Raw genomic sequence first — 8099 nt, 5'->3', positions numbered from 1 at the left:
GGTGATCGGAGGTTCTGTGGCTAGAGTTTCTGCTATATCTGTGACGGTTCCATCTACCCCTAAATTTATATCAAAAACAGGGGGAGGTGGAACCGCTTCAAGTGCTTGTGCTGCAAGCATTTCAGCTTCTCTTACTTCAGAGATTTTTTTTGCTTGTTTTTTGGCTGTAAACGCGGTCAATTCATCCCAGTTTGCAGGAGTGCTTAGCTTATCATCAAATGAATATGTCCGGTGCAGCACTCCGTTTTGTTTGATTTTGTGTCCAATCAACTTATATCCGATTAAACTCAACAGTTTGTTTAACCACTGCATTGGCTTCATCTTGCCAGGGTGACCGAAAAGATTGGCGATCGCTTTCTTTTTGCAGCGTTCGTAAATTTGGGTAACTTCAAAATCATCCCCGCTCCAGTCCTTGCTGGAATCCAAAAATTTCTCTAGACCTAGGGCCTGAAGTGTCCGGATTTTCAGGTAGCGGTTGGAGAAATCGCCCACAAACTCACGCTTGCTAGCCAACAATCTAGACCGCTGTAAATACTCGGCGTCTTCTGGGTTGTCAAATTGCCAAGCAGCGTCAAGTTGAGATAAAAGCGATCGCTCGTCAAACCTTACCCGACGCACAAACTCCCAGTTCCACAACTCAGACTCTTCGATTCCTGGTAGCCGTGCTTTCAACAGAGCTTTAATACTTTGGCATCGTTCCGGCCATGCAGCGCTATAGTTCCGCTTGATTTCAAGAGCTTCGGCTAGGTCAATGTCAGGAGCGTTGAAAATTTCCTGAGATTCCTTGTCTTTACACTCTTCTTTTGCCAGAGCGTGTCCTTCGTCATCGCACTCAGCAGCCAAAACTTGCTGCACCGAATAGCCGCCAAGCTCGAAAGCTTTAAGCAGATATTCCCGCAAGTTCGCGCGTTCTAGTTCTGCCTTCGCTTGGAGCTTTGCCCACAAAATTGTATGTGGGGTGACGATTTGAGCCGCTAAATCTTCTCTGATTTTTTGCAACTGCGATTCATCGTCTACAAGTAAACGAGCCTCTGTGTCTCCGAACTCTGCAAGAGCTTTGATAATTTCTGCTTCAAAGATTCCCGCACTGCTGCGACTTTTTAAACCGCGTTCAGGACAAAGGATGATGATTCTTTCAGGGTGGCGAACTCGACGGCTAATCTGCACAGCTTCATCAACTGCAATTACCCCGACAAACCAGCAAAAAACATCAGAGAAATAATCTCGAATGCTAATGTCTATACCGCTTTCAGCCGTTGGGCTAAAAATTATCCAAGCTGGTTTGTACTTGCGGATGTAAGCGTCTGGGTCTTTAAGAAATTCTTTAGCCCAAGGCTCTGTTACTGTTTTCGAGGTCAAGAGAAGCCCTGGGCCGTGTGATTCTCTCAGCCTTAAAGCCAAAGCCTCAGCATCTCGCAGCGAGTCTGTGGCAATCGCAGGGCAAGGACTTTTAAGGATTTCAGCGCTCAGCCACTTTTTAGACTTTTTCCCTGCATCCACAAAAAATATGGGAGGAGTATCGCCCGTGAAAACATTCTCAATTTTGACTGAGTGCTTGCCAGAAATCTCAGCGATATAATCCACAACGATGTCGGACTGATTGCCGTCGCTCAAGATAATCCGATCTGCCAGCTTGCAGATTAACTCTAGCCGCTCAAGAATTTCTAGACGTTTACCAAAAAGTGTAGAAGAGGTTAGGGCGTGCTTAATCACAGACACTGACTCATCAAGGATGATAGTCATCCCTCGGACGTGCTGCACAGCATACTCAAACATCTCAATCGGAAGTTTGAGGAGGGAGTCAACGCAGAGACTTAAGCGGCCGTCAGGGTCTTTAGTAAAAAGATAGCCTTTGTGCTCGTCCCAGTGGTTGCTACCCCATTTTTCACACTGCTGTAAAAGCAAGCTGTTGCGGTATCCAAGATTTATCTGCAACCCCCGCAAGTCGATCGCAATTTTATTCTTAACCCATTCCGTTTTCCCCGTTCCCAGTCCCGATTTTATTGCTGTGACTGTGCCGGACTCTGGTGCGGGTGCATCAAAATATTTGGAGTTGATTGTGCGATCTGGAGTGAATCCCCGAAGTCTCAGCCATTTTTGCAGCTTCCATCCTTCTGAGGTTTCTTGGCAAGCTTCAGTAATAACCGTGTTAATGTCGCCACCAGCCACCAAGAAATCGTCAACACCTTTAGCAGGGCCCGGTAATTTACCGATTTTTGTGATCGCACTTTTGAACAATTTGCTGAGAGTGCTGGCCGCCTTAAATTCTTGACTCTGAGAATAATCCCCGACACGGTAGTCAAATAGGATTGTTATTGCACGTTCTGCTGTGTCAAGTGGTTGGAGTGCTTGGTGCAATTCTCGGGCTGCTGCTTTCTGGTATTGTGTGCCGTTGGTTTTAGTTACCCAATCTCCGCGTTCTGTAACTCTGTAACCTGTGTGAATTCCCGGCAGTCCGATTGCTGCATAACCGCGAGAAATTAGCGCCGCTGCTTTCTTCTCACCCTCAGTAATGACAATGGGACAACCGCTGGCAATTACCCAGTCCCAAAATCTGAGCGCTTCCCCATTAAGTCCGATAATTGGGTAAGCAGGCATTGATAATCCAGCTTTAGCCGCTACCAATTCCCACACTTCCACAGTCACCAGCGGACAAAACATTTCCAGGGGCTTGCCTGGGGGTTGATAATATCGCCGGGGACATCCTTTTTTGTCAATTGCCAGCGGTTGTCCAGTTAGCTGTCTAAAACGACCGTTAACTATAAAGCCACTTGCACCCTCGCACTTTGTATAATTTCTTTTCGCTTGGGCGCTGCCACTGCTGCTGTTAGTTGTAGGGTCTGTGTCACGGTAAAGTAGGTCGTAGATGGCTTTACCGCTGACAGGTTCAAAGTTCAGAGTATAGATTTTAGGGTTGATGCCAGATTTGACTACGCAATCCTGAAAACTTAAATCTACACCCTCAATAGGGTATAATGGGTTCATATTTTGGGCTCGCCATAAACGAGCTTGATTACCAAAGCCGCTGTTTTTCGGGTTCCAATTGATTGCAGCGGTTTTTGGTTTTTATATTAAGGTTTGTGAAAACTGAGCCTACATTGGAATCGCTCGCTAAAAGTAAGCGAACAGACTTAAATCGCTGCGAGCACAACCATTTGATGATTCAAGTTTGGGAATAGGGATGAAAATTGGCGGGTCACGGCTAGCCTCAATCTGGCTAGCTTCAATGTCAATAGCAACCGCATCTATCTCGAACCCTTCAGGCGGTAGTACAGTTACTGGGACATAGTAGAAAGCATGACGTACACATCTTGTAATGTATGCCGTTAGCCAAGTATGGGTTATGGGAGCTTTTAGAATTAGTTCCATTTCTTTCTTGAGCGCGTAGATAACGGCACGCCAGAAAGTCCAGTTCTTCGCTTTAGCTAGTCTTCTCCGTCGCCACAAGGATTCCCATGTGTCATCGGGGCGGGCATGGCACAAACCTTGGCGAACTAATTCTATGTAAACAGCTACATCCATATTTTTAGAGTATCAAGTTTTGCCACCTAATACCGCATCATATGGCTGAGGCTGTGGTTCGTTGGAATTGGCAAGCATTGGTGGAAACCACAACAGCGGACATTTTAAATCGTCCAAGTAGTAAGCAAATAGATTGGGATTGTCCTTTTGGGGGTAATATTTGTCTGAGCTTTTCCAGATACATTTTGAAGTTTTGAGGAAATACAAAGTCTGGTGTATTTCAGATTTTGTACCCAGTAATCGCATTTTTGGTAACACTGAGTTGGGATAATAAGGGTCTGTCATTTTTCCTCTTCAAGTTTAAACTGTTGCAAAAGTGCTTCTAACTTTACCTTGCCATCCTTGAATTTACGTCCTCCCATTTTGAGAATGTTCTCAATAATCCAAGTTTGGGATTTGCCAGCTTCCTTGGACTTACAAATTTCCACATATACTAGGTAATCAGGATTGTCTGAAGTGGAAGCAGTATCTTGTAAGTCGTTGTCATACATGGCTTCTAGCGCTTCTCGCTTCGCTTCTACTTCAGCCCCAGGGCTTGCCAGAATAAATTCTGCTTCCTGCTGTCTTTGTTGCTGTGAAACATAGGCTGAGGTTGAGATTTCATCAATCACATCGGCGGTGACTGCTCTTTCTTTGATAACCTCAATTTCTGCTTCTTTAGCCAACCCGTGAGCAATTTTACCAGATTTTACAGCGCAGGCAATTCCCGCACATAAACTCACGCCCTGGACTGCTTTATGCCAGCTTACCTTTTTATCAAGTGCAGTCAGAGGAACCATCCACAGTGCTAATGCTGATGCGCTCAACACAAACATTTTTAGGTGCATACAAACACTCCTAAACCTATCAGCATCATGACCAAACTGCTGACCAAAAGTGCTTGCAGGTGGGGAACAGGAATTTTCAATAATTGGCTGAGAGAATAATCCATCAGCCAGCACATCACCCAAGCGACTGCCCCTGCTGCCACCAAAAAGGTGATCGCTCTAAACGACATCGGATGCAAACTCGCTACCCATCCCAAAAGGGAGGAAGCGATGCACCCGGCGATAAAATAGTTAGCCAGATACATCGCTCTCATCAGTTCATCCCCGCTGTGAGCTTGGCTTTGATACCGTCAATTCGCATCCGCGCATCGTTTTCGGCTTTATCAATCCCAAGACCTAAGCGGGCATAACCAGGACGCAAACCATGCAAGTGCTTTGCTAACCCAGCGTTAGCTCGCACTTTTTTCAATTCGTTGTCAGCGACTACGCGCTCGTAACTTCTGTGGGCTTTATGCACTTTGGCATCCGCTGCTTCAATCGTGCCTAGGGATTCATAAGCCCGCTTGCTGTAACGCGCTCCTTTTTCTTTCTCTGTCGCGAGTTTTTTCATTGCGTCCCGCTCTTCTTTGGTGAAATAGCGCGGGGCGGGAACGATCGGAACTGAGCGTTCGCCACTGGCAAAATTGCCAGGATTCATCGGACTGATTGCATCGGCTGAAGTAGCAGCCAGTGCCACTGATTTGTCGATATTGTGTCCGCCGTCGTTGAGGCTGTCGCCACCATTTTTAGTGGCGATACCGCCACCGCCGCCAAATAGTCGAAGTTGCAGTGACATTATTTTGCTCCAAGTTGAATGGTTACTCGAATCGGAAGAACCTTGCTGTGTAAGGGTTTGAGTAGAAATAGCAAAATGCACGCACCGATAAAAAGTGCGATCGCAAATTTGATGTTGATTGGCTGTGACTGTTCTGTGTAGCGTGGCGTGAGTGGATGTAAGTCACTGTTGCTTAGAAGCTTTACCCACGTTGACTTACATCGTTTATCGCCATAGATACTTGCATAGGGAGCTAGCCCTAACTGTTCCGCCGTTGATTTGAGCGCGTCAAGTTTTAGGGCTTCCCTGCCCATAAAGAATTGCGATCGCCCTTCATTTTGGGGCGGTTTCTGTGCCATAATTATTTAGCTCCAAACGTTGTCTACTAACGGTTTGGGGAAGTCGTGGTTAGTTCAGCATTGTAAGTGCTGTTCTACCGCGCATCAATCTTCCTTACCTTGAATATACAGCAAATTGTTAGTGGCGCAACACGTTACAAAAGTCAACAGTTCAGAATTTCTGATGAGTTGGAAGCGAGGGAAAACCTGTCTAAGTCTTCCCCGTGCTCGACTTCCCATCATTAGGAAAATTAATCAGTGTCTGGTTGCAGAATTTCCAGAATAGCTGCCACATCTGCTAGGTCTGCTTTTGATTTTTTGCGCTTGCCCTTCAACTGATTGAGCAGGTCGGCTGCTTCAGGTAACTCGACACCGATCGCGATCAGCGCTGAACTGGCGGAAATTTCCTCCGATCGCCGAGCGAGTTCCGTTTCAAGCTGCTCGATTTCCTCGTCCCGCTCCGAGATTTTTTGATTAGCCACTGTCACTCGTGCATTTAGTTCGGCGATTTCCTGATTTTTTTTAGCTAGCAATCGGTCAGCAGCAGCGAGTTTTTCTTGCAGTTCTGTAACTTCCTCTGTAACTGGCTTGAGTGATTCGGAGTTGACCTCACTCAAGCCCTCAATTTTCCCAAGCACTCCTCCATCAGTTGCAGTCGAGCCTCAAGCGCTGTAATTCTTGTGTCTGTATCGCTATCTGTAACTACTTCTGTAACCGATTGTGTAACCTTGCGTTTCTCTGATGGAGTCGGGCTGTCTAAATTTTCAGCCACTGATTCCAGTTTTTCTTGTGTAACCTCTAAACTGCGTCCTATGTAACGCTTATGTAACTTACCCGCCACTTTTCTGTAACCATACCAGTAATCGCTTTTTTCCTTGCGGACTGTGAATGGGGCGAAAGTGTTGGACTCGTAACGAAAAGATTTGTTGTCTGTAAGCCAAGAAAACCAGCATTTTGTATCAATTTGTATCATGCTGCCATATTCAGGCTCTAAAATACCTTGCACTACCGAGAAAGTCATATCAGTTACCTAACGTTGTATATAACTATTATAATGTGTAACTATCAACAGTTACACAACAGTTGCATACAGATTACTTATATACAACTCAATTTAGTTACCTACAACTTATATGTAACTACCGAAGTAGAACGTGGGCCGGGGGGACAGCTCTTGTGGCCCGCCCCCCCGGCCGCGACTTTGTGCTCGCTTGCGAACAACCGGATTCGGTGATACCCGGTATAACCAACAAGAAAAAATATATATCTTAAGATAGTAGAAGCTATATCTAGAGATAGATGTAGATACTTTTGAATCTATAGCCTAAATCGATGTTTTCTTTGATTGTATGATTAAATCAGTTAAAGGTGCTGGGCGCGGTGGTAAGCGAATAGGGGCTGGGCGTCCTTCCAAGTGGTCTACACGCGATTTTAAGACCGTTAGAGTGCCAGTTTGTTTGGCTGCTCAACTAATGGAGATTGCCCGCTATCTTGATGGTCAGGATAATAGCTATCGGAAATTAGAACCCTTTGAGGATGAGGACTCACCCGATTACGACTGTGCCAAGGAGATGGAGTTTCGGTATTTGCATTGTTGCGCGGAAAGGCTGGGATGGGAAAAAAAACAATTGCAGCAAGAAGTTGAAAGTCTCAAAGCACAACTGAAATTTGCTAAAAAGCAGAGACTCAGGGCGCTCTAACTTCTAGCGGGATTTTCGTCAGAGCCGCCAAGATTTCGCCGAAGTAACAAAATTTCGCTTCGGCTCTGCGAAAATTCCGCAAGCCTCCCCGGCTGAGGGGTCAAGGTTTTGGCGACACATAGAAAATCTTTCCCACACTCCGGTTACATATATGTTGGGTAACTAGGCATCACTAGAGAATCGTTTCTCCATCAACTCTGAAACGGACTTGATTACCTGCTTCAATAAAACGTTGATTAGCGATTTTCATTGCATTTCTTGTGCTTTCCTCATCAGTATTTATTTTTCCGTTGTGGTAAACACCGATTATTTGGTCATCATCCTGGCTTAATTTTTTGATAAATTCTTGGAAACCAGTGGTATTCTTAAGCTGCGCGAGGGTGTAATTTTTAACTAGCTCAACAACTTCATTTCCTCCCCACATAGCGCGCTCTAAGCTATTCCAAACTGTTAAAGTGACGGGGCTGCTATATTCATCACAAGGATTTGGGTCTAAACATACTAACCATCTTCCGCTCCTGTGGCTTTTTACCAGGTCAATGCAAACAGTCCATCCCTCAGCAAGCTCAACCTGTTGATGATAGAGAGACTGACCCACAGGTCTTACCCCAGCAGTAGGTAGTTGAAACTTTTTTTCTTTTTTGCGTTTTGCGTTTCTGCCCATAATTCTCCTCTTTGTCTAGTGTTTGTCTAGTAGGCGTTGTCTAGTGTTTGTTTAGTAGGCGTTAAGTTGTTTCCCAGCGGATTAGATGTGGCCAAGTCAGCACTTCGCTCCATCCCCCTACTTGCTCAATAAGCATTCGATATTGACCTCCCTCTGTGGCGGCCAAGAATGAGCCTCGCACCCATTTACCCCAGCGTTGTACCCATCCCATTAAATTGGTGATCGGAGGTTCTGTGGCTAGAGTTTCTGCTATATCTGTGACGGTTCCATCTACCCCTAAATTTATATCAAAAA

At 45.5% G+C, this 8099-nt stretch carries 10 protein-coding genes; 1 reads left to right on the top strand and 9 read right to left on the bottom strand.

The window, feature by feature from the left end:
- The 7 genes from QUB77_RS30900 to QUB77_RS30870 form a co-directional block, all read right to left on the bottom strand.
- Positions 1-2985, bottom strand: a 2985-nt coding sequence (locus tag QUB77_RS30900) for a plasmid replication protein, CyRepA1 family (protein WP_333323720.1), incomplete at its 3' end; no start/stop codon positions are given.
- Positions 2986-3803: 818 nt separating this feature from the next.
- A complete protein-coding gene (locus tag QUB77_RS30895) occupies positions 3804-4349 on the bottom strand; it encodes a hypothetical protein (RefSeq protein ID WP_333323718.1) in 546 nt (181 codons plus the stop codon).
- Entirely contained in the window at positions 4340-4603 is a 264-nt protein-coding gene (locus tag QUB77_RS30890; protein ID WP_333323716.1) for a hypothetical protein, read from the bottom strand. The genes QUB77_RS30895 and QUB77_RS30890 overlap by 10 nt, the downstream gene beginning before the upstream one ends.
- Complete coding sequence (locus QUB77_RS30885) at positions 4603-5124, bottom strand: hypothetical protein (protein ID WP_333323714.1); 522 nt, start codon at positions 5122-5124, stop codon at positions 4603-4605. The genes QUB77_RS30890 and QUB77_RS30885 overlap by 1 nt, the downstream gene beginning before the upstream one ends.
- Positions 5124-5462, bottom strand: coding sequence for a hypothetical protein (locus QUB77_RS30880; protein WP_333323712.1), 339 nt, complete (start codon positions 5460-5462; stop codon positions 5124-5126). Before QUB77_RS30880 ends, QUB77_RS30885 begins: the two co-directional genes overlap by 1 nt.
- 230 nt (positions 5463-5692) lie before the next feature.
- Positions 5693-6058, bottom strand: a complete 366-nt coding sequence (locus QUB77_RS30875; protein WP_333323711.1) for a hypothetical protein — start codon at positions 6056-6058, stop codon at positions 5693-5695.
- Positions 6055-6462, bottom strand: coding sequence for a hypothetical protein (locus tag QUB77_RS30870; RefSeq protein ID WP_333323709.1), 408 nt, complete (start codon positions 6460-6462; stop codon positions 6055-6057). Before QUB77_RS30870 ends, QUB77_RS30875 begins: the two co-directional genes overlap by 4 nt.
- A 436-nt stretch (positions 6463-6898) precedes the next feature.
- Here QUB77_RS30870 and QUB77_RS30865 point away from each other — a divergent pair, with 436 nt between their 5' ends.
- Positions 6899-7141 (top strand): hypothetical protein, encoded by a 243-nt coding sequence (locus tag QUB77_RS30865; protein ID WP_333323707.1) that lies wholly within the window; start codon positions 6899-6901, stop codon positions 7139-7141.
- 172 nt (positions 7142-7313) lie between these two features.
- Here the strand turns inward: QUB77_RS30865 and QUB77_RS30860 are convergent, their stop codons facing one another.
- Both QUB77_RS30860 and QUB77_RS30855 read right to left on the bottom strand, forming a co-directional pair.
- Complete coding sequence (locus tag QUB77_RS30860; RefSeq protein WP_333323705.1) at positions 7314-7805, bottom strand: hypothetical protein; 492 nt, start codon at positions 7803-7805, stop codon at positions 7314-7316.
- 61 nt (positions 7806-7866) lie between these two features.
- Positions 7867-8099: hypothetical protein (locus QUB77_RS30855; RefSeq protein ID WP_333323704.1), on the bottom strand; the 233-nt coding region annotated here is incomplete at its 5' end.

Origin of the sequence: Microcoleus sp. AT9b-C3, from assembly GCF_036705485.1 — a bacterium.
Lineage (GTDB): Bacteria > Cyanobacteriota > Cyanobacteriia > Cyanobacteriales > Microcoleaceae > Microcoleus.
This window is presented reverse-complemented; position numbering and strand designations above follow the sequence as displayed.